The sequence below is a fragment of the Streptomyces sp. NPDC127092 genome (assembly GCF_042722475.1).
GTDB lineage: Bacteria > Actinomycetota > Actinomycetes > Streptomycetales > Streptomycetaceae > Streptomyces.
The window spans coordinates 207,632-229,200 of record NZ_JBHXFE010000004.1; the positions used below are offsets into that span (position 1 = coordinate 207,632).

Consider the following 21,569-nt stretch of genomic DNA (forward strand, 5'->3'; position numbering starts at 1 on the left):
GACCGCCGTGCCCTCCCCCACGGGGCACGGCGGTCGCCCTATGGTGTGACCATGACGACGACGTACGCCCTGCTGCTCCGCGGCATCAACGTCGGGGGACACCGCAAGGTCCCCATGGCGGAACTCCGAGCCGTCCTCGAAGGTCTCGGATACCAGGACGTGAAGACCTACCTGCAGAGCGGCAACGCCGTCTTCGCCGTCCCCGGCGCCGAACGCTCCGACGAGGCCGTCAGGCAGGCCGTCGAAGCGGCCGTCGAGAAGCACTTCGGCTTCACCGTCGACTGTCTCGTCCGCGACCACGACTACCTCGCCGCCGTCGAGCGGGACTGCCCCTTCCCCGCCGCCGACCTCGAGGCCAGGCAGCTCCACGCCTACTACCTCTCCGGCCCCGTCGACGAGCAGCGCTTCGCCGGACTCGACCAGGAGGCCTTCCGCCCCGAGGCCTTCGCGCTCGGCGACCGCGTCCTCTACCTCTACGCGCCCGACGGCCTCGGCCGCTCCAAGCTCGGCGAGGCACTGTCCAGGCCCGCCCTCTTCAAGGGCGTCACCGCCACCGCACGCAACTGGAACACCGTCTGCAAGCTCGTCGAACTGACCGAAGTGGCCCAGTCCGACGATTGACGAATGGCCCGCCCCGACGGGCCACCCAGGACCTAGAGTTCCGGTCATGACCACCGAGACGACCGCACCGACCGCGCCCACCGTGCCGACCGTGGACTTCTACTTCGACCCCGCCTGCCCCTTCGCCTGGATCACCTCCCGCTGGATCCTCGAAGTCGAACAGCACCGCGCGATCGACCTGCGCTTCCGGGTGATGAGCCTCTACTTCCACAACGAGGGCAACGAACTGCCCGACTGGTACCGGACCCTCGTCGACGACTCCATAGGCCCGGTCCGGGTCGCCGCCGCGGCCGCCGAGCAGCACGGTGAGGAGATCCTGCGCCCGCTCTACACCGCGTACGGCACCCGCATCCACGAGCAGAAGAACAAGGACTTCGACGCCGTGATCGCCGAGTCCCTCGCCGAACTCGGCCTCCCCGCCGAACTCGCCGCGGCGGCCCACGACCCCGCGTACGACGAGACCGTCCGCCGCAGCCACGACGCCGGCAAGGACCCCGAGGCCGAGGCCTACGTAGGCACGCCGACGATCCACGTCGACGGCACCGCCTGGTTCGGCCCCGTACTGCGCGCCATCCCGCGCGGCGAGCGCGCCGCCGAACTCTTCGACAGCTTCCGCGTCCTGGCCGCCCACCCCGACCTCTTCGAGATCAAGCGCACCCGCACGGGCGGCCTCGACTTCGGCTGAGGCCCGCGCCGGACGGCTCCTAACCCGCGACGGCCACCCGCTCCGGGACCAGGGCCGCTTCCTCGTACCGCTCCACGAGCAGCCGGGCCAGTTCGGGGGCGGGGCCCAGGACGTCCGCCAGGAGGTCGGCTTCCGCCGCGCCCGTCGCGATGCGGTCCGGGAGGCGGCCCGGGGCGATGACGTACGGGGCCACGGCCACCCGGCGGACGCCCGGGTCGGCGCGGAGCGCCCGTACCGCCTCGTCCGTGCGGGGAAGAGATGCGGAGGCGAACGCAGGCCGCACGGAGCACCAACCGGTGTTCCGCAGCTCCCGCGCCGTTTCTGCGATCACTGCGATCGCCTCCGGGTCGGTGGAGCCCGCCGAGGCCAGGACGACCCCGGTCGTGCTCTTGTCGCCGGGCCTCAGCCCGGCCTCGTACAGGCGCCGTTCCACCGCCGCGATCAGCAGCGGCGACGGGCCCAGGACCTCCGCCTGCCGGATCCGCAGCGAGGCCGGGGCCTGGCGCAGTACGGCGGGGATGTCGGCCTTCGCGTGGAAGGCGCGGGTGAGGAGGAGCGGCAGGGCCACCACCTCTCGGACCCCGTCGGCGGCGAGCCGGTCGAGCACCCCCGTCACGGACGGCAGGTTGAAGTCCAGGAACGCCGTCTCCACCCGCAGCCCCGGCCGCAGCGCGGCGGCCCGGGCCACCAGGGCCTGGACGGTCGCCGCGTGCCGTGGGTCACGGCTGCCGTGGGCGATGACGAGGAGAGTCGGGGAGCTCATGGGTCAGGCCTTCACGAGGAGGCCGCGGCGGCGCAGGACGGTGCGTTCGAGGGGGCTGAAGACGAGGAGGTCGATGGCGACGCCGACGAGGAGGATGAGGATGATGGCGAGGAAGATGCCGGGCATGTCGAAGTTGTTGCGGCCGTTTTCGAGGAGTTGGCCGAGGCCGAGGCCGAGGTCGGGGGAGGAGGCGATGATTTCGGCGGCCATGAGGGAGCGCCAGGAGAAGGCCCAGCCCTGCTTGAGGCCGGCGAGGTAGCCGGGGAGGGCGGCGGGCATGACGATGTGCCAGGCGCCCTTGAGTCCGGTGGCGCCGAGGGTGCGTCCGGCGCGCAGGAACAGGGGCGGGACCTGGTCGACGCCGGCGACGAGGCCGTTGGCGATGGAGGGGACGGCGCCGAGGAGGATGACGGCGAACATCATGGAGTCGTTGAGGCCGAGCCAGAGGACGGCCGGGGCCACCCAGGCGACCGAGGGCAGGGACTGCAGGCCGGAGAGGATGGGGCCGATCGCGGTGCGGACGACGGCGACGCGGGCGACGAGCAGGCCGAGGGGGGTGCCGATGGCGAGGGCGAGGAGGAAGCCGAGCAGGGCGCGGGACACGCTGGTCCACAGGACGCCGAGGAGGGTTCCTTCCAGCCACATGGTGGTCAGGCTGTCCCAGACGGCGGACGGTGCGGGCAGTTTGCCCTCGTCGGTGACCTTCAGTGTCACCAGGAGCTGCCAGACCGCGACGACGAGGACGACGGCGAGGACCGGGGGCAGGACCTTCTTCAGGAGGACTTCGCGCACCGGGGTGGTGCGGACCTGGACGGTGTCGAGGGCGTCGAGGCCGGCTTCCAGACCGGCCAGGTCGTCGGTCTTGGTGTCAGTGCTGGCCATGGCGGCGGATCTCCCCACGCAGTTCTTCGGTGATCTCGACGGACAGTTCCGCGACGGCGGTGTCCTCGATGCGGCGCGGTTGCGGGATGTCGATGGTCCATTCCCGGGCGATGCGGCCGGGGCGGGACGAGAGCAGGACGACGCGTTCGGCGAGTCGTACGGCTTCGCGGACGTTGTGGGTGACGAACAGGACGGACAGCTGGGTTTCGCGCCAGATGCGGGTGAGTTCGTCGTGGAGGACGTCGCGGGTGATGGCGTCGAGTGCGGCGAACGGCTCGTCCATGAGGAGGAGCTGGGAGTCCTGGGCGAGGGCGCGGGCGAGGGCGACGCGCTGGCGCATGCCGCCGGACAGTTCGTGGACGCGTTTGCCGTAGGAGCCGGTGAGGCGGACGAGTTCGAGGAGTCGTTCGGCTTCGGGGCGGCGGTCGGGCTTGGGGACGCCGCGGAGTTTCAGGGCGAGTTCGATGTTCTTGCCGGCGGTCAGCCAGGGGAAGAGGGCGTGTTCCTGGAACATCAGGGCGGGTCGGCCGGTGGTGGTGATGGAGCCGGCGGTGGGTGAGTCGAGTCCGGCGACGAGGTTGAGCAGGGTGGACTTGCCGCAGCCCGAGGCTCCCAGGAGGGTGACGAACTCGCCGGGGGCGACGTCGAGGGAGATGTCGTCGAGGACGAGCTGGCCGCCGGCGGGACCGCCGAAGGACTTCGAGACGTGCTCGATGCGCGCGGCGTGACCCGTCGCGCGGACGCGGTCGTCGGCCTTGGCGAGCGTCGTGGTCGTGGCCATGGTCGTCACCTCCTGGGTAGCGCTTGCGGACTTGGTTACTTGACGCCGAGACCGGCGTCGGACGCCTCGGGCCGGCCCTCGGCCTTCAGGACCTTGTTCAGCGGCTTCAGGTCGTAGATGCCGACGAGGTCGGGCTCCTTGAGGAGACCGGACTTCACCGCGTGGTCCGCCTGCGCCTGGAGCGTCGCGGCCAGCGGGTCGTCGGTGAACCGGATCGACGGCCAGGCGCCGTCGATCACCTCGTCGCCGAGGGGCTTGCCCGTGAGCTCCTTCAGCCTGGCGTTGGCCGAGGCCTTCGCCCGCTCCCGGTCGGCCTTGATCCACGCGTTGGTCTTCACCGAGCCGCGCAGGACCGCCTCGACCACGTCGGGGTGCTCCGCGAGGAACTTCTGCGACACGATCACGTTGGTGATCACGAACTGCTTGCCCGGCCACAGGTCGGACTCGTCGAGCAGCACCTTCGCGCCCTCGCTGACCAGCTTCGACGCGGTCGGCTCCGGCACCCACGCGCCGTCGATGGAACCGGACTTGTAGGCGTCCGGGGTGATCTTGTTGTCGGTGCGCAGCACGGAGACGTCGCCCTTGCCGCTCTGCGAGTCGACCTTCCAGCCCTGCTGGGACACCCAGTTGAGGAAGGCCACGTCCTGGGTGTTGCCGTGCTGCGGGGTCGCGATCCGCTTGCCCTTGACGTCGTCGACCGTCTTGATCTTCTCCGGGTTGACGACCAGCTTCACGCCACCGGAGGCCGCACCGGCCACGATGCGCAGGTTGCCGCCCTTGGACTTGGTGTAGCCGTTGATGGCCGGCGAGGGGCCGATGAAGCCGATGTCGATCGAGCCGGCGTTCAGCGCCTCGATCTCCGACGGCCCCGCGTTGAAGGTCGACACCTCCAGCAGGGTGCCGCCCAGCTCCTTCTGGAAGATGCCCTCCCGGTCGCCGACGAGGGCCGTCGCGTGCGTCAGGTTGGGGAAGTACCCGAGCCGTACGGAGTCCGCGGAGAGCTTCTCGCCCACGGCGGCCACCTTCTTCTGGTCGTTCTTGGCCTGGGAGCCGTAGCCGCAGGAGGCGAGCGCCCCGATCAGGAGGGGCAGAGCGGCTGCGGCGGCCAGGCCGCGGCGCAGGGTGGTACGGGTGGTGGCAGGCACGGGAGGTGTTCCCCTCGGGTCGGCTTCAGCGAAGTCTGCGTTTGCGTCGGTGTCGTACGGGGTGGAGCGCCGTCGCGCCGTGGCGGCGGCGCACAGAGGTCAGCGCGCACATCGCGCCACACCTCCCCGGCCCGCACCGAGGGCGCCGGAGCCGACCCGGCCGCCCTCCCTCGCGAACGTCGTGTACACGTCCTGGTGGCCCATCAGAAGTCCCAGCCGTCCTCGTCCTCGACGGCCGGCTTCGCGGCCTTGGCGCCGGCGAAGGACTCGCCCGCCATGCCCGCGGCCAGGGTCGTGCCGTCGGCCGGGTCGATCAGCAGGAACGAGCCGGTACGGCGGGAGTCCGCGTACGAGTCGAGCGCGAGCGGCTCGGCCGTGCGGACCTTCACCAGGCCGATGTCGTTGGCGACGAGCTGCCCGGGGTTCGGGTGCTGGGAGAGGTCGTCCAGGGTGAGCCGGGACGGGATCTCCTTCACGATCGCCTTGACCGTACGGGTGGTGTGCTTGAGCAGCACCCGCTGGCCCACCGTGAGCGGCTGGTCCGCCACGTGGCAGACGGTGGCCTCGACGTCCTGGCTGGTGGCCGGGGCGTCGGCGACCGGGGCGAGCAGGTCGCCGCGGGAGATGTCGATGTCGTCGGCGAGCCGGATGGTCACCGACTGCGGCGCCCAGGCGATGTCCACGGACTCGCCGAGCGCGTCGATCGCGCTGATCGTGGACGTCCTGCCGGAGGGCAGGACGGTGACCTGCTCGCCCACCCGGAACGCGCCGGCCGCGATCTGACCCGCGTAGCCCCGGTAGTCGGGGTGCTCGGCGGTCTGCGGACGGATCACGTACTGCACCGGGAAGCGCGCGTGGCAGGCCGTCAGGTCGTGGCTGACCGGAACGGTCTCCAGGTGCTCCAGGACCGTCGGGCCGCCGTACCAGTCCATGTTGGCGGACGGCTCCACGACGTTGTCGCCGGCGAGCGCGGAGATCGGGATCGCGGTGATCTCCGGGACGCCCAGCTCCGACGCGTACGTCGTGAACTCCTCGGCGATCGCGGCGAACACCGGCTCCTGGTAGTCGACCAGGTCCATCTTGTTCACGGCGAGCACCACGTGCGGGACCCGGAGCAGCGCGGCGACGGCGGCGTGCCGGCGGGTCTGCTCCACGACGCCGTTGCGGGCGTCGACGAGGACCACGGCCAGCTCGGCCGTCGAGGCGCCGGTCACCATGTTCCGGGTGTACTGCACGTGCCCGGGAGTGTCCGCGAGGATGAAGCGGCGGCGCGGGGTCGCGAAGTAGCGGTACGCCACGTCGATGGTGATGCCCTGCTCGCGCTCGGCCCGCAGGCCGTCGGTGAGCAGCGCCAGGTCGGGGGCCTCCTGGCCGCGCGAACGCGAGGCGTGCTCCACGGCCTCCAGCTGGTCGGCGAGGACCGACTTGGAGTCGTGCAGCAGCCGGCCCACCAGGGTCGACTTGCCGTCGTCGACGGAGCCGGCGGTGGCGAAGCGCAGCAGGGTGGTGGCCGCGAGCTCGGCGTGCCCGGAGGTGGGCTCTTCGGTGAACGTGCTCATGGTTAGAAGTACCCTTCGCGCTTGCGGTCTTCCATCGCGGCCTCGGACAGCTTGTCGTCCGCCCGGGTGGCGCCCCGCTCGGTGAGCCGGGACGCGGCGATCTCGTTGATCACGGCTTCCAGCGTGGTGGCGTCGGAGTCCACCGCGCCGGTGCAGGACATGTCGCCGACGGTGCGGTAGCGGATGAGGCGCGTCTCGACCGTCTCGGTGTCCTTCGGGCCGCCCCAGTCGCCGGCGGTCAGCCACATGCCGTTGCGCCGGAACACCTCGCGCTCGTGCGCGAAGTAGATCTCCGGCAGCGCGATCTTCTCGCGCTGGATGTACTGCCAGACGTCCAGCTCGGTCCAGTTGGACAGCGGGAACACGCGGACGTGCTCGCCGGGGGCGTGCCGGCCGTTGTACAGCTGCCACAGCTCGGGCCGCTGGCGGCGCGGGTCCCACTGGGAGAACTCGTCGCGGAGGCTGAACACCCGCTCCTTGGCGCGGGCCTTCTCCTCGTCGCGGCGGCCGCCGCCGAAGACGGCGTCGAAGCGGTGCTGCTGGATCGCCTCGGTCAGCGGCACGGTCTGCAGCGGGTTGCGGGTGCCGTCCGGGCGCTCGCGCAGCTTGCCCGCGTCGATGTAGTCCTGCACGGAGGCGACGTGGAGGCGCAGCCCGTGCTCGGCGACCACGCGGTCGCGGTACTCGATGACCTCGGGGAAGTTGTGTCCCGTGTCGACGTGCAGCAACGCGAAGGGGACCGGCGCCGGGGCGAAGGCCTTCAGCGCCAGGTGCAGCATGACGATGGAGTCCTTGCCGCCGGAGAACAGGATCACCGGCCGCTCGAACTCGCCCGCCACCTCACGGAAGATGTGCACGGCCTCGGACTCCAGCGAGTCGAGGTGCGACAGCGCGAACGGGCTGTCGGTGGCGTCGTGGACGTGGGCAACGGTGGTCACAGCAGACCCCTCTCGGTGAGCAGCGCGTGCAGCTGCGCCGCGGACTCCTGCACGGTCTGGTTCTGGGACTCGATCCGCAGATCGGGCGACTCGGGGGCCTCGTACGGGTCGTCGACGCCGGTCAGGCCGCTGATCTCGCCCGCCGCCTGCTTGGCGTACAGGCCCTTCACGTCACGGACCGAGCACACCTCCACCGGAGTGGCCACGTGCACCTCGACGAAGGCGGTGCCCTCGGCCTGGTGGCGCTTGCGGACGGCCTCGCGGCTGTCGGCGTACGGGGCGATCACGGGGACCAGGACCTTCACGCCGTGCGAGGCGAGCAGCTCCGCGACGAAGCCGATCCGCTGCACGTTGGTGTGCCGGTCCTCGCGGCTGAAGCCGAGGCCCGCCGAGAGGAACTCGCGGATCTCGTCGCCGTCGAGGATCTCGACGCGCTGACCCTCCTCGCGCAGCCGGCCGGCCAGCTCGTACGCGATGGTGGTCTTGCCGGCGCTCGGCAGGCCCGTGAGCCAGATGGTGGCACCGGTCACGTGGTTCTCCTGGGAGGTCTGGGAGGTCTGGGGGGTGGTGGTCATCAGCCGTGCAGCCCGCATTCGGTCTTGGCCCGGCCGGCCCAGCGGCCGGCCCGGGCGTCCTCGCCCTCGAGGACCCGGCGCGTGCAGGGGGCGCAGCCGACGGACGTGTAGCCGTCCATGAGCAGCGGGTTGGTGAGCACCCCGTGCTCCAGGACGTACGCCTCGACGTCGTCCTGGGTCCAGCGGGCGATCGGGGAGATCTTCACCTTCTGCCGCTTCTCGTCCCAGCCGACGACCGGGGTGTTCGCCCGGGTCGGGGACTCGTCGCGGCGCAGGCCGGTGGCCCACGCGGCGTACCGGGTCAGGCCCTCTTCGAGCGGCTTGATCTTGCGCAGCGCGCAGCACAGGTCGGGGTCGCGGTCGTGCAGCTTCGGGCCGTACTCGGCGTCCTGCTCGGCCACGGTCTGCCGCGGGGTCAGCGTGATGACGTTGACGTCCATGACGGCGTCGACGGCGTCACGGGTGCCGATGGTCTCCTCGAAGTGGTAGCCGGTGTCGAGGAAGACGACGTCCACACCGGGCATGGCACGGGAGGCGAGGTGGGCGACGACCGCGTCCTCCATGGAGGAGGTGACGCAGAAGCGCTTGCCGAAGGTGTCGGCGGCCCACTGGAGGATCTCCAGGGCGGAGGCGTCCTCCAGCTCGCGGCCGGCCTGCTCGGCGAGTGCCTTCAGGTCGGCCGCGGTCGCGTCCGTCACGTCCTGAGTGGTCGTCATATCTCTTCCCCTCCGCCGGTGTTGCTCGAAGTGCCCGGGGCGAGCAGCCCCAGGAACTTCAGCTGGAAGGCTCGGCTGCACGCCCGGCATTCCCACGCGCCGTGTCCCTGCTCGCCGGGGCGCAGGTCCTCGTCGCCGCAGTACGGGCAGTGGAACGGCGCCGCGCGCTCGCTCATGCGGAATCCCTCGTCTCGCTCGCCGCGCTCACGAAAGGGCCTCCTCGGACGCCCGCGCCGCCCAGGTGGCGAAGCGCTCGCCGTCCTCGCGCTCCGCCTGGAAGCGCTTGAGGACCCGCTCGACGTAGTCGGGCAGCTCGGCCGAGGTGACCTTCAGGCCGCGGACCTTGCGGCCGAAGCCGGCCTCCAGGCCGAGCGCGCCGCCCAGGTGCACCTGGTAGCCCTCGACGCGGTTGCCGTCGTCGTCCAGGACCAGCTGGCCCTTGAGACCGATGTCCGCGACCTGGATGCGGGCGCAGGCGTTCGGGCAGCCGTTGATGTTGATGGTGATCGGCTCGTCGAACTCCGGGATGCGGCGCTCCAGCTCGTCGATCAGCGAAGCGCCGCGGGCCTTGGTCTCGACGATGGCCAGCTTGCAGAACTCGATGCCGGTGCAGGCCATCGTGCCGCGCCGGAACGGCGACGGGTCCACCCGCAGGTCGAGCGCCTCCAGGGCGGCGACCGCGGAGTCCACCCGGTCCTCCTCGACGTCGAGGAGGATCATCTTCTGGTCCGCGGTGGTCCGCAGCCGGCCGGAGCCGTGCTGCTCGGCCAGGTCGGCGATCTTGGTGAGGGTGGCGCCGTCGACCCGGCCCACGCGCGAGGCGAAGCCGATGTAGTAGCGGCCGTCCTTCTGCCGGTGCACGCCCATGTGGTCGCGCCAGCGGCCGGCCGGCTGCTCGGGGGCGGGACCGTCCGTCAGCTTGCGCTTCAGGTACTCGTCCTCCAGGACCTGGCGGAACTTCTCCGCGCCCCAGTCGGCGACCAGGAACTTCAGGCGCGCGCGGTTGCGCAGCCGGCGGTAGCCGTAGTCGCGGAAGATCGAGATGACGCCCTCGTAGACGTCCGGCACCTCGTCGAGCGAGACCCAGGTGCCGAGCCGCACGCCGAGCTTGGGGTTGGTGGACAGGCCGCCGCCGACCCAGACGTCGAAGCCGGGACCGTGCTCCGGGTGGTTCACGCCGACGAAGGCGATGTCGTTGATCTCGTGCGCCACGTCGAGCAGCGGCGAGCCGGAGACCGCGGACTTGAACTTGCGGGGCAGGTTGGAGAAGTCCTTGTTGCCGACGATCCGGCGGTAGATCTCGTCGATGGCCGGGGTGCCGTCGATGATCTCGTCCTCGGCGATGCCGGCGACCGGCGAGCCGAGGATGACGCGCGGGGTGTCGCCGCAGGCCTCGGTGGTCGACAGGCCGACCGCCTCCAGGCGGTTCCAGATCTCCGGGACGTCCTCGATCCGGATCCAGTGGTACTGGACGTTCTGCCGGTCGGTGATGTCGGCCGTGCCGCGCGCGAACTCCTGGGAGATCTCACCGATCACCCGCAGCTGATCGGTGGTCAGCCGGCCGCCGTCGATGCGGACGCGCAGCATGAAGTACTCGGCGTCCAGCTCCTCCGGCTCCAGGACACCGGTCTTGGTGCCGTCCAGGCCCTCGCGCCGCTGGGTGTAGAGGCCCCACCAGCGCATGCGTCCGCGCAGGTCGTTGGGGTCGATGGAGTCGAAGCCCCGCTTGGAGTAGATCGTCTCAATACGTGTCCGCACATTGAGACCGTCGTCATCCTTCTTGAACTGCTCATTGCCGTTCAGCGGGGTGAAGTGCCCCGCGGCCCACTGACCCTCGCCACGGTGGCGCCCGGTCTTGCGGCGGGCGGCGGCGGGAGTGGGGTTTTCCGGGGTGGCGGCCATGGCGTTTTGTCCTTCGGGACTGCGAGAGGGCGGCTCTGACCTGCACACTCGCGCTCGGGTAGGAGGTGGCGCGACAGTGCGCAGAGTTCAGGACGTCAGGAGAGTGGTTCGGCGGTGCTGGTCTTCTCAGCGCGCCGAACAGATGGCGCTGGACATGCGGCCGAGGTCGACGTGCCGCCGACTCACCAAGGCAATTCCAGTTCCAGACATGACGGAAGCGTGTCACGGGACTTTGGACCCAGTCCAGCTTCGTCCAGGATTTGGACAATAGGGTCTCGCTCTGCGAGATGGTGTGGCGTGGGTCACGCGAAAGGGGCCCAGCTCAGGGCCCCTTCGGGGGAGAGGAGCGGTCCCGCGTCCGCGCGGGACGCGCGGCTCGGGCGGACGCCGTCCGCGGCTCGGGCGTGAGCCGTGGCGGGATCGGGCGTGAGCCGTCCGCGGCTCAGGCGTACGCGCCGGGCCACGGGCCCGGGTTGCCGGCCGGCTCGACCTGCTCCACCTTCGTGTCGAAGAGCCGGAAGCCGCGGCGCTCGTAGTTGGCCATCGCGTGCTCACCGTCGAGCGAGCAGGTGTGCAGCCACACCCGCTTGGTCGGGACGCGCTCGGGCCAGCGCTCGGCCAGGTCCCAGGCGCGCTCCACTCCGTACGAGAGGAGGTGTCCGCCGATGCCGCGGCCCCGGAAGGCGGGGATCAGGCCGAAGTAGACGATCTCCACCACACCGTCGTCCTGCGGGTCCAGCTCCACGTACCCGGCCGGCGTCCCCTTCTCGTACGCCACCCAGATCTCGGCGCCCGGCTTCTCCACGAGCTCCTGCCACTGCGCGTACGTGAGCGAGAGCCGGTCGTTCCAGGCGATGTCGCCGCCGACCGCGGTGTAGAGGAAGCGGCTGAACTCCGCCGAGGGCACCTCGGCCCGCACGATCCGCAGGTCGCGGCCCTCGGGCGCGGGGACCGGGCGCAGGTCGGACGGCGAGGTCTGTTCCAGGGACCAGGTGGTGAGAGTGATGCTCATGGGCTTATCGCATCACGCGGAGCGGAGGATTCCCACCGTGTTCGGTCCTGGCGGACAAGCTGTCCGCCATGCGGACAGCTGTGGACGACAGCCCGCGGTTTCGGCGCCGGACAGCTCGCGGTCGGCCCCGGGCGGCTCGCAGTCGGCCCCGGACGGCTCCCCGCCCTGGCCGGGTGCGGCTCGGCTCTACCGTGTCTCCGGACGCAGCTCGCCCGAGCCGCGTGGCACCAGGGCCACCGGGACCGTGCGCGTCACCGCGCGCGAGCGGTCGCCGTCGAGCCGGGCCAGCAGCTGTTCGGCCGCCGCCCGTCCCATCGCCGCCGGGTCCTGCGCCACGACCGTGAGGCCCGGCTCCAGGACTCCCGCCAGCGGGATGTCGTCGAAGCCGACCACGGCCACGTCCCGCCGCCCCGCCTCCGCGAGGGCCGGGACCACACCGAGGGTGGCGAAGTTGTTCGCCGCGAAGAACGCGGTCGGCGGATCGGCCAGGGCCAGCAGCCGCCGTACCGCCACCCCCGCCGCGTACGGGTCGTGCGCCGTGACCACCAGCGCCGGATCCGGCGCGATGCCGGCCTCCTGGAGGGCCTTCTGGTAGCCGCGCTGCCGGATCTTGCGCGTGTACAGCGTGGCCGGCCGGTCACCGATGAACGCGATCCGGCGGTGACCGTGGGCGATCAGGTGCGCCACCCCGGTCCGCGCCCCCTCCTCGTTCGCGCTGACCACCGCGTCGGCGGTCAGTCCCGAGCCCGGCCGGTCGAGGAAGACCAGCGGCAGCCCGCTCTCCCGCTCCCGGCGCAGGAAGCGATGGTCGCTCCCGGCCGCCGGCACGACGAGGAGACCGCTGATCCGGCGGGCCAGGAAGGTGGTGATCAGGGCGTGCTCCGCCTCCTGCCGCTCGCCGGAGGAGCCCATGAGCAGCGTGAGCCCCCGGTCCCGTACGACCTGCTCGACCCCGCCGGCGACCGTGCCGAAGAAGGGGTTGCCCATGTCGGGCACCACCAGGCCGACCGTCGAGTCACGCGCCCCCACCCGCATGTTGCGGGCCATGAGATTGGGCCGGAAGCCCAGCTCCTCGACGACCGCGAGCACCTTCTCGCGGGTCGCCGCGGAGACCGGACCGTCCTCGTTGAGCACCCGGGACACGGTCTTCGGGGTCACGCCGACCCGCTCCGCCACATCGGCGAGGGTCGGCCGCCGGGTGCCCGCCATTGATCACCGTTCCTGTCGTCGTGGGACCTGCCGATCCCCGACCGTACCTCCAGGGCCCGCCCCAGGGGATGCCGCGCCGATCATGCCCGGCTCGCGACCCCTGATCGACGAGACACCGCCTACGCTTCCCCCTCCACCGTGAGCGCGCCCGTCATGATCGCCACGACCTCCGCCATCGTGTGGTCCGCCGGCCGCAGCTGTGCCACCCGGCGGCCCAGCCGCTGGACGTGGATCCGGTCCGCGATCTCGAAGACGTGCGGCATGTTGTGGCTGATGAGGACGACGGGCAGGCCCCGGTCGCGGACCCGGCGGATCAGGTCGAGCACCTGGCCGGACTCCTTCACGCCGAGCGCGGCCGTCGGCTCGTCCATCACCACCACGTGCTGCGCCCAGGCGACCGCCCGGGCCACCGCCACGCCCTGCCGCTGACCGCCGGAGAGCGTCTCCACGGCCTGGGTGTAGGAGCGGAGGCCGATCTTCAGGTCGGCCATGTGCGCCGCCGACTCCTCGCGCATCCTCTTGTTGTCGAGCATCCGGAACACCGAGCCGAGCGGTCCGCGCCGGCGCACCTCGCGACCGAGGAACATGTTGCTCGCGATGTCGAGGGAGGCGGCGACCGCCAGGTCCTGGTAGACGGTCTCGATGCCGTGGCGGCGGGCGTCGAGCGGGTCGCGGAAGCGGACCGGCTTCCCGTCGAGCTCGATCGTGCCCTCGTCGGGCTGGAGGGCGCCGGTGAGCGCCTTGATCAGGCTCGACTTGCCGGCGCCGTTGTCGCCGATCACGGCGAGCACCTCGCCGGGCATGAGGTCGAAGTCGGCGCCGTCGAGCGCGGTGACCTGGCCGTAGCGCTTCACCAGGCCGCGGGCCCGCAGGACGGGGGTGGCGGTGACGGTGTCGGTGTCGGTGGTGGTGCTCATCGGCGGGCCTTCCTGCGGGAGAACTGGTCGACGGCCACGGCGAGGATCACCAGGCCGCCGGTGATCAGGGTCTGGTAGATCGAGCCCACGCCCATGAGCTGGAGGCCGTTGCGGAACACGCCGACGATCAGCGCGCCGACGAGCGTGCCGAGGACCGCGCCGCGCCCGCCGAAGAGGCTGGTGCCGCCGAGGACCACCGCGGTGATGGCGTCCAGGTTGTCGGTCTGGCCGGCCTTGGGGTCGCCGACGCCGGTGCGGGAGATCAGGAGCAGGGCCGCGATGCCGTAGATCACGCCCGCGAGGGTGTAGATGCCGAGCAGCAGCCGGGTGGTGCGGATGCCGGTGAGCCGGGCGACCTCGGGGCTGTTGCCGAGCGCGTAGGTGTGGCGGCCCCAGGCCGTCTGGCCGAGGAAGTAGGCGAAGGCGAGGAAGAGGACGATCGTGAGCACCGAGCCGTACGTGATGTCGGTGCGGCCCAGCGGGAAGGTCTCGCCCAGCGCGGTGAGCGCCCCGGGGAGTTCGGTGACGGTCTGCTCGTCGGAGTAGATGTGGGTGAGCGCGAAGGCGATGTTGAGCATGCCGAGCGTCACGATGAACGGCGGCAGCTTGACCTGGGTGACGAGCGCGCCGTTCGCGAGGCCGAACAGGGCGCAGACGCCGATCCCGGCGATCACCGCGAGCAGCGGCGGCAGGGTCCCGTCGGCGGCGAGCTTCGCCATCACGATGGATCCGAAGGCCATGACCGCGCCGCAGGACAGGTCGATGCCGGCGGTGAGGATGATCAGCGTCTGGCCCAGGGCGAGGGTGCCGACGACCATCACCTGCTGGACGACGAGGGAGAGGTTCCCGCCGGAGAGGAACTGGTCGCTCTGGAAGGAGAAGAACAGACACGCGGCGAGCAGGGCGACGAGCGGTCCGGTCGTGGGATGGGTGAGCAGCTGCCGGCCGCGCGGGCCGGTCGTGGCGGCCGGCGCGGGGGCCGCTCCGGCCGGGGCGGTGGTCGTGGTGGTCAACGGTGCTCCTGGGGAGGAAGGGAGGCGGGCGGTGCGGTGAACGGGGCGGTCAGCCCCAGCAGTTGTCGAGGCCGTACGCCGTGTCCTTGGCGGCGACGCCCTTGGCCGGCGCGTCCGTGACGAGGGTGACGCCGGTGTCCACGTAGCCGGAGGCCTTGGTGCCGTTCTTGGCGTACGCGACCACGGCCTCGACGCCCTTGGCCGCCATGACCAGCGGGTACTGCTGCGACGTGGCCGCGATCTTCCCGTCCTTGACGGCGTTGGTGCCGGTGCAGCCGCCGTCGACGGAGACGATCAGGACGTCCTTCTGCCGGCCCTTGGCCTTGAGCGCGCTGTACGCGCCGAGGGCGGCGGGCTCGTTGATGGTGTAGACGACGTTGATGTCCGGGGCCTTCTGCAGGCAGTTCTCCATCGCCGTCTGGCCCTTGGCCTGGTCGCCCCCGGTGTCCTGGGAGCAGACCACGGCGGGGTCGTTCTTCGCGAGGCCGAAGCCCTGGAGGAAGCCGTCGTGCCGCAGCTGTCCGACGGCGACGCCCGGGGCGAGGTCGAGGGTGGCGATCTTCGCCGGCCTGCCCGCCATGGCGGCCTTGGCGTACTCGCCGATCAGCACGCCGGCCTTGAGGTTGTCGGTGGCGAAGAGGGCGTCGGCGGCGTCCTGGGGGTCGGTGGGGGAGTCGAGGGCGATGACGAGGACGCCCTTCTTCCGGGCCTGCTCGATGGCCGGGACGATCGCCTTGGAGTCGTTGGGCGTGATGAGGATGCCCTTCACGCCGGCGGCCACCATGTTCTCGATGGCCGTGACCTGGCCCTCGTTGTCGCCGTCGAACTTGCCCGCCGCCGTGGAGAGCTGGGCACCCGCCTTCTCGGCGGCCTCCTCCGCGCCCTCCTTCATCTTGACGAAGAACGGGTTGGTGTCGGTCTTGGTGATCAGGCCGACCTTGACCGCCCCGCCGCTGCCGCCGGCGCCCTTGGCGCCCTCACCGCAGGCGGTGAGCAGCAGGGAGGCGGAGGCGGTGGCGGCGACGAGTGACACGGCGGTGCGGAAGGTGCGCTTCATGGCGCGGCTCCTCGGGGACGCTGGGGTGTCATCGTTGACTTATGTCAACGTTGACATCGACTGGCCAGGATGATGGACTCCGCGGCGAGCAACGTCAATGCCCCCTACTCGTTACGAGTTGGCAACGGAGGCTTCCGGATGAGCAGCTGGAAAGCACCGCACACCACCCTTCTCGCGGCGGCGCTCGTCGCCGCGACCCTCCCCCTCGCAACCCCCCTGACCAGCCATGCCGCCACGACGCGGACCCTGGCAGCCGGGCCCGTCAACCCCGGCTTCGAGACCGGGGACCTCACCGGCTGGACCGTCGCCGAAGGCACCGCCTTCGGGCCCGGCGCCGTCAGCACCGCCACCACCTACTGGGGCGGCCCCTTCCACCACCGGGGCGGTCACCACCTCTGGGGCTTCGCCGCGGCGGGCGACGACGCCACCGGCACCCTCAAGTCCTCGACCTTCGCCGCCCCTTCGCGGCTCAGCTTCCTCGTCGCCGGCGGCTGGGACCCGCAGCGGCTGTACGTCGCCCTCGTCAGGGACGCCGACGGCGCCCGGCTGGTCACCCAGACCGGCACCGACGACGAGGCCTACGTGCGCACCGTGTGGGACACCTCGCCGTGGCGCGGCCAGGCCGTCCACCTCGAGGTCGTCGACCGCAAGACCGGCGGCTGGGGTCACATCAACCTCGACGACGTACGCGTCGGCGACGCCGCCGTACGCGACGACAACGGCCTCACCTTCCGCACCCTCGGCCAGGCCAACCAGCCCACCGCGCGGCGCGACCACGCCGCCGACCCGCTGCGGCCCCAGTACCACTACACGCCCTACCAGGGCTGGATCAACGACCCCAACGGACTGATCCAGTGGCGCGGCCGCCACCACCTGTTCAGCCAGTACTACCCCGACGCGCCCAAGTGGGGCCCCATGCACTGGGCGCACGCCGACAGCCCCGACGCCGTCCACTGGCGCGAACTCCCCGTCGCCCTCACCCCGGCGCCCCCGGCGACCCCCACCGACAACAGCGGGATCTTCAGCGGCAGCGCCGTCGACGACGACGGCACCCTCACCGTCGCGTACACCCGGTTCACCGACACCGCCGCCCGCCCCGGCGCCACCGCCGAGACCGTCGAGATCGCCACCAGCACCGACGGCGTCGCCTTCAGCCCCGGCGCCGAGGTCATCGCGCAGGCCCCGCCCGGCTCCTCCGCCGGGTTCCGCGATCCGAAGCTCTTCCGCGACCCCGTCGACGGGCGCTGGAAGATGGCCGTCGGCTCCGGCGACGCCGGCCGCGGCAAGGTCCACCTCTACGCCTCCGACGACCTGCGCACCTGGACGTACGGCGGCGTCCTCACCGAGGGCGACGGCACCACCGGCGCGATGTGGGAGTGCCCCGACCTCTTCCCGCTCGACGGCAAGTGGGTCCTGCTCTACTCCACCAACGAGGGCGGACAGTCGCTGCAGCGCTACGCCGTGGGCGCGTACGACGGCAGCCGCTTCACCCCGGAACGCCACGGCGTCCTCGACGGCGGCGGCGACGTCTACGCCGCCCAGAGCTACCGGGACGACGCCGGACGCCGGCTCATGACCGCCTGGATGAGCGACTGGAACGCCAAGGAACCCACCCGGATCGGCGGCTGGGCCGGTGCCCAGGCCCTCCACCGGGAACTCTTCCTGACCGCCGACGGCCGGCTCGGCCAGCGGCCCGTCGCCGAGACCGACACCCTCGCCGCCGGCACCCCGGCCACCGTGAACGGCAAGACGGTCCAGGGCAGTTGGCGCATCGGACGCGGCGACAGCGCCCGCCTGAAGACCGTCATCGACCTCGGCGCCACCACCGCCGACACCGTCACCCTGCGCCTCAAGGCCTCCGCCGCCGAGGCGACCGAACTGCGCTACGAGAAGTCCACCGGCACCCTCACCCTCGACACCACCCGCGCCGGCTACGGAACCCCAGCCACCTTCACCACCCACACCACACCCGGCCCCGGCAACACCCTCGCCCTCGACGTCCTGATCGACCGCTCCTCCGTCGAGGTCTTCACCGGCGACGGCGCCGCCCTCACCGCCCGCGCCTACCCCCGCTACCGCGAATCCGACGCCGTCGAGTTCACCGCGCCCACCGGCCGGATCCGGCTCGTCAGCGCCTCCCTCACCCCGCTCGGGCCGGCCCTGCTCACCGACTGACCACCCGCCCGCACACCGAAAGGCACCCCCGCATGACCGCGCCCCGCCGCCCCGTGGCCGTACTCGGCGAATGCGTCGCCGACGCCTTCGTCGCGCCCCAAGCGACCGATGCCGCCGAGGGACCGGGCCTCCGGCTCGACGTCCTGCCGGGCGGCGGGCCCGCGAACACCGCCGTCGCGCTCGCCCGCCTCGGCACGCCCACCCACCTCGTCGCCCGCCTCTCCGGCGACGTCTTCGGCGGACTCTTCCGCCGCCGCCTCGCCGAGTCCGGCGTACGCACCGACCTGTGCCCCGACGCCACCGAACCCAGCACCCTCGCCGTCGCCGGCCTCGGCCCCGACGGCGCCGCCGAGTACTCCTTCCACGCCGAGAACACCGCGGACTGGCAGTGGACCCGCGCCGAACTCGCGCCCGTCGCCGCCGCCCGGCCCGCCCACCTCCACACCGGCTCCCTCGCCCTCGTCCGCGCGCCTGGCGCCGCCGCCGTCGACGAACTCCTCGCCGAGCTCCGCCCCACCACCACGATCTCCCTCGACCCCAACGTCCGCCCCCTGCTCGTCGCCCCCGCCGCCTACCGGGCCCGCCTCCCGCGCTGGTGCGCCCTCGCCGACCTGCTCCGGCTCAGCGAGGACGACCTCGCCCACCTCCATCCCGGCCTCACCCCCGAGACCGCCTGCGACACCTGGCACCGCCTGGGCGTCCCGCTCGTGATCGTCACCCTCGGCGGCGCCGGCGCGCTCGTGTCGTACGACGGCATCCGCGAGCACGTCCCCGCCCCGCCCGTCCGGGTCGTCGACACCGTCGGCGCGGGCGACGCGTTCACGGCGGGCCTGCTCCACCGACTCCACCAGGCCGGCGCACTCGGCGGCCGCCTCGACACCCTCCCCCCCGCACTGCTGCGCGAGGCCGTCACCTTCGGCACCACGGTGGCGGCCGCGACCTGCGCCGTCCGCGGCGCCAACCCGCCGCACGCACACGAGCTGACCAGCTCCATTACCTGAGGAGTAATCGACCGCCCCACCGCCCGCCCGGCAAGGTGATCACACCGGGACGGCGACACGGCCCCCGGCACCAGGAGCACGAGACACAAGGGGTACGGCATGGGTACGGGTCGACGCGGACTGACGGGCATCGCGGTGGCGGCGGCGGTCGTCGCGGGGGCGGCGGTCACCGTCCCGACGGCGGGGGCGCAGTCGGGCGGCACCGCGGCCGCCGGCACGGTGAACTGCCCGGCCGCCCGCGCCAAGGTCGAGCGGCTCGAAGGGCGCGTCAACCCCAACGCCTGCGCCTTCATGGAGCGGCAGATCGCCTTCGGCGAGATCCCCACCGGCACCCCGCCCGCCGTCGGAGACGTCAGCCACCCCCGGGTCCAGGCCTACCTCGACATCTTCGACCCCGAGGCCAGCCTCTGGGAGGCCGGCGCCAAGGCGCAGCGCGGCCACACGGCGATCGGCGCCTCCATCACCCGCTCGCTGCGCCTCGCGCCCAGCCTCAGCTACCGCGGCACCGACGTGGTCGCCGACGGCAGCACCGTGATGTTCGGCCAGTGGAACGAGGTCACCCTGCGCGGCCGCACCATCGGCTATCCCCAGATCGCCCGCAACGTCCTCGGCGACGAGGGCCGCACGATCCAGGCCCGCCGCTACTACGACCGGGCCGTCCTCTTCCAGGACACCCTGCCCGAGGACGCGCCCGCGCCGCTCTTCGCCGGCGTCGCCGACAGCGGCGAGCCCCACCCCCAGCAGGAGCCCGCCCGCTTCCGCGTCGGCGAGGTCCCGGCCCGCCTCGCCGCCTGGAACGGCGAGGACACCGAGGCGCTGCTCGCCCGCTCCGCCGGCGCCCGGCTCACGGGCCCCGGCCTGCGCGCCCCGCTCACCACCGACGCCGGCAAGCGCGCCTACCTGGAGCGCCTCTTCGGCTCGGGCACCTTCCGGCTCAAGGCCGGCCAGGTCGCCGTCGGCACGACCACCACCTACGTCGAATGGCACGGCACCGTCTCCAACGACCACGGCACCGACGTCCCCTTCGGCATCGTGGAGCGCTTCGGCCCGGACGGCGCATGGGAGCTCTACTTCGACACCCTCCCGCTGGTCACGAACCAGGATGCGGTCAGTGTCCTGTTCCAGAAGCTCGCGGCCTCCTGACCGTCAGGCCGTCATCCCGCTGCGGGCCGCCAGCACCGCCGGCGCCGTCGACTGCGGCAGCAGGTCCATCGGGTGGTCGGGGCGGCGCAGCTCCACCTCGACCTCCTCGCTGAAGCGGTACGGGCGGTGCGCCAGGACGCCGGCCAGGTTGCGCCGCACCCGCGACAGCTCCGCCCGTACCGTCACCGTCCTCGTCCGGTCGCCGAACACGTCCTGCGCCAGCTCCGCCGCCGTCCGCCCCTCCGGGTGCAGGGCGAGGAGGTACAGCAGTTCGGCGTGGCGCGGGCTCAGCTCCTGCGACCAGCTTCCGGCCGTCCCCGACACCGACACCGTCCAGCGGCGCGGCCGGCTCAGGTCCAGCACCACCCGGCTCGCCGCGCCCGAGCCGGCGTCCGCCGGCCGGGCGTCCTCCTGCACCCGCAGCAGCCAGCCGCCGGGCAGCGGCTCCACCGCGCACATGCCGAGCGAGGGCAGCCACACCCGGCCCGCCCGGAAGGACTTGGGCAGCGGGAGCCGGTCCACCGGCGCCATCCCGGTCACCGCCGCCGTCCAGCCGTGGGTGTCCACGGCGATCGCCCGGCCGCCGACCCGGCACAGGATGGGCGCGGCCACCGAGCGAAGCCGCTCGATCGACCGCAGATGGCGGTCCCGCATCTCCGCCTCCGCGAGCTGCGCCACCGAACCCACGAGCGCGAGCGTCGCCGGATGGAAGCTGGACGCCGGCCCGCTCACGTCGACGATCCCCAGCAGCCGCTGGTCGCGCGGGTCGTGCACGGGCGCGGCGGCACAGGTCCAGTTGTGCAGGGTGTGCACGTAGTGCTCGGCCGAGTGCACCTGCACGGCCTTGCCCATGGCCAGCGCCGTACCCACCGCGTTGGTCCCGGTGGTCTGCTCGCTCCAGGCCGCGCCCTCCTCCAGACAGATCCCGTTGGCCTGGCGCATCACCGCGAGGTTGCCCTCCCGCCACAGCACCCGGCCCAGTTCGTCCGTGACCACCATGATCTGCATGGAGGCGTCGGCGATCCCGGCGAGTCCCGCGCTCAGGGTCCGCATCACCTCGCCGAGCACGGAGGACCGGCGCCGCTCCTCCAGTTCGTCGCGCTGCAGCAGCACACTGCTCGTGCTCTGGTCCGGGTCGAGGCCCAGCCGGAACATCCGCTGCCAGGAGGCGTCGATCACCGGGCGCGGCGCCACCGGCGGCGTCCGGCCGGCCAGCGTCTCCTCGCGGACCTTGTGCAGCAGCCGGGTCGCCTTGGCGGCGTCCATCGCGGCCAGCCGGTTCAGGTCGACCTGTGCTCGGTTCATCGGTCCCTCCCAGCCACGCACGGTGCCGTATCGGAGCTGTATCGGTTCTGCGCTGTGTGTGTCCCGGCGCCCATCGTGCCGCTCCACAGCGTCACGCGCGGGCCGCTTCCGGTAATCCTGCAACCTCTTGCAACTCTGGCAACCCCCGCCCCCCTGGAGAGAGGGTGGAG

General features: G+C 72.1%; 22 protein-coding genes. 5 read left to right on the plus strand and 17 right to left on the minus strand.

From position 1 onward, the window contains the following. The first annotated feature begins 51 nt into the window (after positions 1-51). Both ACFWJO_RS05305 and ACFWJO_RS05310 read left to right on the plus strand, forming a co-directional pair. Positions 52-621, plus strand: a complete 570-nt coding sequence (locus tag ACFWJO_RS05305; protein ID WP_386863474.1) for a DUF1697 domain-containing protein — start codon at positions 52-54, stop codon at positions 619-621. A gap of 46 nt (positions 622-667) precedes the next feature. Continuing rightward, positions 668-1,306: a DsbA family protein gene (locus tag ACFWJO_RS05310; RefSeq protein WP_386863475.1), complete on the plus strand. Its 639-nt coding sequence runs from the start codon at positions 668-670 to the stop codon at positions 1,304-1,306. A gap of 19 nt (positions 1,307-1,325) precedes the next feature. On the opposite strand, the gene ACFWJO_RS05315 is transcribed toward ACFWJO_RS05310, so the two are convergent. From ACFWJO_RS05315 to ACFWJO_RS05390, 16 genes are all read right to left on the minus strand, one after another. Further along, a complete protein-coding gene (locus tag ACFWJO_RS05315) occupies positions 1,326-2,069 on the minus strand; it encodes a sirohydrochlorin chelatase (protein ID WP_386863476.1) in 744 nt (247 codons plus the stop codon). A gap of 3 nt (positions 2,070-2,072) precedes the next feature. Continuing rightward, on the minus strand, positions 2,073-2,951 hold the full coding sequence (locus ACFWJO_RS05320; RefSeq protein WP_386863477.1) for an ABC transporter permease: 879 nt from the start codon (positions 2,949-2,951) through the stop codon (positions 2,073-2,075). Further along, positions 2,938-3,732, minus strand: coding sequence for an ABC transporter ATP-binding protein (locus ACFWJO_RS05325; RefSeq protein ID WP_386863478.1), 795 nt, complete (start codon positions 3,730-3,732; stop codon positions 2,938-2,940). Before ACFWJO_RS05325 ends, ACFWJO_RS05320 begins: the two co-directional genes overlap by 14 nt. 35 nt (positions 3,733-3,767) lie before the next feature. Beyond that, positions 3,768-4,877: an aliphatic sulfonate ABC transporter substrate-binding protein gene (locus ACFWJO_RS05330; protein ID WP_386863479.1), complete on the minus strand. Its 1,110-nt coding sequence runs from the start codon at positions 4,875-4,877 to the stop codon at positions 3,768-3,770. Positions 4,878-5,080: 203 nt separating this feature from the next. After that, positions 5,081-6,436, minus strand: coding sequence for a sulfate adenylyltransferase subunit 1 (locus ACFWJO_RS05335; protein WP_386863480.1), 1,356 nt, complete (start codon positions 6,434-6,436; stop codon positions 5,081-5,083). 2 nt (positions 6,437-6,438) lie between these two features. Continuing rightward, complete coding sequence (cysD, locus tag ACFWJO_RS05340) at positions 6,439-7,374, minus strand: sulfate adenylyltransferase subunit CysD (RefSeq protein ID WP_386863481.1); 936 nt, start codon at positions 7,372-7,374, stop codon at positions 6,439-6,441. Continuing rightward, positions 7,371-7,949 carry an adenylyl-sulfate kinase gene (cysC, locus tag ACFWJO_RS05345; protein ID WP_384417059.1) on the minus strand — a complete coding sequence of 193 codons (579 nt, stop codon included), beginning with the start codon at positions 7,947-7,949 and terminating at the stop codon, positions 7,371-7,373. Before cysC ends, cysD begins: the two co-directional genes overlap by 4 nt. Beyond that, the gene (locus ACFWJO_RS05350; protein WP_386863482.1) at positions 7,949-8,665 is read right to left on the minus strand and encodes a phosphoadenylyl-sulfate reductase; all 717 of its coding nucleotides are present in this window, start codon (positions 8,663-8,665) and stop codon (positions 7,949-7,951) included. The genes cysC and ACFWJO_RS05350 overlap by 1 nt, the downstream gene beginning before the upstream one ends. Continuing rightward, a complete protein-coding gene (locus ACFWJO_RS05355; protein WP_386863483.1) occupies positions 8,662-8,841 on the minus strand; it encodes a hypothetical protein in 180 nt (59 codons plus the stop codon). The genes ACFWJO_RS05350 and ACFWJO_RS05355 overlap by 4 nt, the downstream gene beginning before the upstream one ends. A gap of 28 nt (positions 8,842-8,869) precedes the next feature. After that, positions 8,870-10,567, minus strand: coding sequence for a nitrite/sulfite reductase (locus ACFWJO_RS05360; protein WP_386863484.1), 1,698 nt, complete (start codon positions 10,565-10,567; stop codon positions 8,870-8,872). 126 nt (positions 10,568-10,693) lie between these two features. Further along, positions 10,694-10,777 carry a putative leader peptide gene (locus tag ACFWJO_RS05365; protein WP_351188065.1) on the minus strand — a complete coding sequence of 28 codons (84 nt, stop codon included), beginning with the start codon at positions 10,775-10,777 and terminating at the stop codon, positions 10,694-10,696. A 232-nt stretch (positions 10,778-11,009) separates the two neighbouring features. Then, positions 11,010-11,579 (minus strand): GNAT family N-acetyltransferase, encoded by a 570-nt coding sequence (locus ACFWJO_RS05370; protein WP_386863485.1) that lies wholly within the window; start codon positions 11,577-11,579, stop codon positions 11,010-11,012. Positions 11,580-11,765: 186 nt separating this feature from the next. Then, a complete protein-coding gene (locus tag ACFWJO_RS05375) occupies positions 11,766-12,788 on the minus strand; it encodes a LacI family DNA-binding transcriptional regulator (protein WP_386863486.1) in 1,023 nt (340 codons plus the stop codon). A 119-nt stretch (positions 12,789-12,907) separates the two neighbouring features. Then, a complete protein-coding gene (locus ACFWJO_RS05380) occupies positions 12,908-13,705 on the minus strand; it encodes an ATP-binding cassette domain-containing protein (protein ID WP_386863487.1) in 798 nt (265 codons plus the stop codon). Then, positions 13,702-14,718: an ABC transporter permease gene (locus ACFWJO_RS05385; RefSeq protein ID WP_386863488.1), complete on the minus strand. Its 1,017-nt coding sequence runs from the start codon at positions 14,716-14,718 to the stop codon at positions 13,702-13,704. Before ACFWJO_RS05385 ends, ACFWJO_RS05380 begins: the two co-directional genes overlap by 4 nt. Positions 14,719-14,767: 49 nt before the next feature. After that, the gene (locus ACFWJO_RS05390; protein ID WP_386863489.1) at positions 14,768-15,775 is read right to left on the minus strand and encodes a sugar ABC transporter substrate-binding protein; all 1,008 of its coding nucleotides are present in this window, start codon (positions 15,773-15,775) and stop codon (positions 14,768-14,770) included. A gap of 138 nt (positions 15,776-15,913) precedes the next feature. Here ACFWJO_RS05390 and ACFWJO_RS05395 point away from each other — a divergent pair, with 138 nt between their 5' ends. The 3 genes from ACFWJO_RS05395 (at position 15,914) to ACFWJO_RS05405 (ending at position 20,094) form a co-directional block, all read left to right on the plus strand. Continuing rightward, complete coding sequence (locus ACFWJO_RS05395; RefSeq protein ID WP_386863490.1) at positions 15,914-17,950, plus strand: glycoside hydrolase family 32 protein; 2,037 nt, start codon at positions 15,914-15,916, stop codon at positions 17,948-17,950. 32 nt (positions 17,951-17,982) lie between these two features. Beyond that, complete coding sequence (locus ACFWJO_RS05400) at positions 17,983-18,951, plus strand: carbohydrate kinase (RefSeq protein WP_386863491.1); 969 nt, start codon at positions 17,983-17,985, stop codon at positions 18,949-18,951. 99 nt (positions 18,952-19,050) lie between these two features. Next, complete coding sequence (locus tag ACFWJO_RS05405; protein WP_386863492.1) at positions 19,051-20,094, plus strand: hypothetical protein; 1,044 nt, start codon at positions 19,051-19,053, stop codon at positions 20,092-20,094. Positions 20,095-20,097: 3 nt separating this feature from the next. Here ACFWJO_RS05405 and ACFWJO_RS05410 read toward each other — a convergent pair whose 3' ends face one another. Next, positions 20,098-21,399, minus strand: coding sequence for a GAF domain-containing protein (locus tag ACFWJO_RS05410; RefSeq protein WP_386863493.1), 1,302 nt, complete (start codon positions 21,397-21,399; stop codon positions 20,098-20,100). Positions 21,400-21,569 lie beyond the last annotated feature (170 nt).